We start from the raw sequence: 2924 nt of genomic DNA on the forward strand, positions 1-2924 counted from the left end.
CGGTGTCGCCGAACGTCTTGACGAGTCCCTCGACCCGGAGCGCGGGGGAGTCGGTCGGGGAGGTCACCCGTGCATTCTAGGCCGCCGGGATCACCGGAAGCGCAACAGCCCCGGCCACCGGAACATCGCCACCACCACGATCCCCACGGCGACAACCGTCGCGGCCCAGGCCTGCACGGTGACGAACGGGGGCAGCCCCGCACCCGGCGGGAGGGTGAAGCAGGCGAGGACCGCGCTCACCAGCACCACCGGGCGGCGGAACTCCATCCGGGACGCCCACGCCGCCAGGGGGATGAGCGCCCAGAGGACGTACCAGGGTTGGACCACGGGGAAGCACAGGACGATCGCGGCCATGGACACCCCGAGACCGCCGACCGGGTTGATCCGTCCCGACTGGACGGCGAAGAGCATCCGGACGGTGAACGCGCCCGCCAGCACGAGCGCGGCGGTCTGGACCATGACGAGGATCTGGGCGGTGTGGTCTCCCAACCCGAGGAATTGGCCGATCCCCCCCGCGATCACCCCCAGGGCCGTGGGAGGGGACAGCCAGCTCCGCAGCGACGTCGCCGCGCCGAGCTTGGTGATCCAGCCCAGCCCGGACGAGGTCGCCAGCATCGCCACCCCAGTCGTGGCGCCGCTGATCGCCAGCATCACCACGACCGCCCTGGCGGTGGCGAGGTACCCCCCGCCCCACCGGCGGGACAACGCCATCCCGATGAACCCCAGGGCCACCACCGTGGGGAGCTTGACCAACGCCGACCCGGTGACGAGCACGGTCCCCAGCACGAAGAGCAGGACCGGGCGCCTCCCGCTGCCGAGCGAGTCGACGGCACGCAGGGCCAGGACCAGCCCTATCGCCAACAGGCCCATCATGAGCGACTCCGAGTGGATCCCGGAGACCAGGTGGAACAGCACGAGGGGGTTGGCCACGGCGAGCCACAGCGCCGCCACGTCCGACACCCCGCAGTACTCGGCGAGGCGCGGGACGGCCCACCCCAGCATGAGGATGCCGAGCACGGCCACCGCTCGGTGCAGGATCGTCCCCGCCACCACCTCGTCGCCGGTGAGGGAGTGGATGACCTTCTGCACGCCGAGGAAGAGCGGCCCGTACTGGTTGGGGGTGTCTCGCCAGATGTCGGGGACGTTGACCGTCAGCGCGTGCGAGGTCCCGAGGGCCGAGACGGGACCGAGTTCGTACGGGTCCGCCAGGGTGTTGCCGATGGCCCCCTGGGCGAGATAGCTGTAGACGTCCTTGCTGAACATGGGCGGGGCCAACGCGAGGGGCAGGGCCCACGAGGCGATGATCCGGTCGAGCGTGGCCCTGTCGATGCGCCCGCTCAGCCGCCCCCGGAGATCCCTGCCCAGGACGAACGGGGAGAGCAGCAGCCAGCAGAGCGTCACCACGACCATCCCCGTCATGACGACGGTCATCGACGACTGCTGGAGCCGGAGCCAGAGCCCGAACAGCCGCTCGCCGGCCACCGGGTTCTGCAGGACCGGCAGGGCTCCCGCGCCCAGCGCGCCCACGGCCATCGCGACGGTCGCCGTGGTGCCGATCCTCCGGATGCGCCGCAGGCGGGCCATCTCGGCCGACGAGGGGGCCCCGGTGAACCGCTCCTCGGTGTGGAGCCGCGCGGTGACCGATCCGGCACCGCGGCTCGGGAAGGCTCGTGCCACAGGTCACCTCTCGCCGGCCGTGCGGACCCGCCCGGGGGTGGGGGAATATTTCCGTCACACGGGTGTTGCGTAATATCGTGTGGTGCGTCCCACCCGGGGCGCACCGAGCATAGCCGGAAGGGAGAGGCGCATGAGCGTGCAGCACGTCTACGACAGCAGCACACGGCCCGACACCCGTTCGGCCATCCGTGAACTCCTCCTGGAGCGCGGGGCCCTCACCGCCGGCGAGATCGGCGACCATCTGGGTCTCACCGCCGCCGGGGTCCGGCGGCATCTGGACCACCTCGTCGAGTCCGGCGAGGTCGAGACGGTCCGCACCCGCCCCGCGGGCACCCGCGGCCGTCCGGCCAAGGCCTTCCAGGTCACGGCCACGGGACGGAGCACCGCCCGCCACGGGTACGACAACCTGGCGGTCGAGGCCCTCACCGCGCTGCGCCGCGTCGGTGGCTCCGCCGCCGTCGCGGAGTTCGCCCGCGACCGCGTGCGATCGGTGATCGGGCACGTGCGGCCCGCCGAGGGAGCCGGGGACGTCCAGCGCGCGGCGACGGACATCGCCGCGGCCCTGTCCGAGGCGGGGTACGCCTCCTCGGTCGAGGAGGCCGGGACGGGCCTGCAGATCTGCCAGCACCACTGCCCGGTCTGGAACGTCGCCTCGCACTTCCCCGAACTGTGCGAGGCCGAGCAGGAGGTGGTGTCCGAGATCGTGGGCACCCACGTGCAGCGCCTCGCCACCATCGCCGGCGGCAACTGCGCCTGCACCACCAACATCCCGACAGGGATCGTGACCGCGGATGACCTCGCGTCCACGATCCCCGCTGTTGCCGGCGCGGACGCGTCGGCTCCGACCCCCGAAAGGACAGTGCGATGACCATCACCCCAGATCAGGTGACGGCCGACGTCACAGGGCACGAGCCGACCACCGACGAGGAGCGGATCGCCTCACTCGGCCAGTACAACTACGGCTGGCACGATTCGGACAACGCCGGGGCCACCGCCCAGCGCGGCCTCTCGGAGGCCGTGGTCCGTGACATCTCCGCCAAGAAGAGCGAGAGCGCGTGGATGCTGGAGAAGCGTCTCAAGGCGTTGTCCACCTTCTACAAGAAGCCGATGCCCACCTGGGGGTCGGACCTGTCCGGTATCGACTTCGACAACATCAAATACTTCGTCCGGTCCACGGAGAAGCAGGCCACCAGCTGGGAGGACCTGCCCGAGGACATCAAGAACACCTACGACCGGCTTGGCATCCC

General features: G+C 71.0%; 2 protein-coding genes and 1 pseudogene. 2 read left to right on the forward strand and 1 reads right to left on the reverse strand.

Annotated features, from left to right (window positions below; genetic code table 11):
• Positions 1-90: 90 nt before the first annotated feature.
• Positions 91-1677: a polyprenol phosphomannose-dependent alpha 1,6 mannosyltransferase MptB gene (gene mptB, locus B4M60_RS02115; RefSeq protein ID WP_291079834.1), complete on the reverse strand. Its 1587-nt coding sequence runs from the start codon at positions 1675-1677 to the stop codon at positions 91-93.
• Positions 1678-1807: 130 nt separating this feature from the next.
• Between mptB and B4M60_RS02120 the strand changes: the two genes are divergently transcribed.
• Both B4M60_RS02120 and B4M60_RS02125 read left to right on the forward strand, forming a co-directional pair.
• Positions 1808-2545, forward strand: coding sequence for a helix-turn-helix transcriptional regulator (locus tag B4M60_RS02120; RefSeq protein WP_291079836.1), 738 nt, complete (start codon positions 1808-1810; stop codon positions 2543-2545).
• A pseudogene (locus B4M60_RS02125) lies at positions 2542-2924 on the forward strand (Fe-S cluster assembly protein SufB); the annotation flags it as partial. The gene B4M60_RS02120 and the pseudogene B4M60_RS02125, both read left to right, overlap by 4 nt.

Source organism: Dietzia sp. UBA5065 (assembly GCA_002415925.1).
In the GTDB taxonomy this organism is placed as follows: Bacteria; Actinomycetota; Actinomycetes; order Mycobacteriales; family Mycobacteriaceae; genus Dietzia.

What these genes read in the sequence shown, in the direction of transcription:
- B4M60_RS02120 (WP_291079836.1), top strand. Translation starts at nt 1,808, where the DNA reads ATGAGCGTGCAGCACGTCTACGACAGCAGCACACGGCCCGACACCCGT.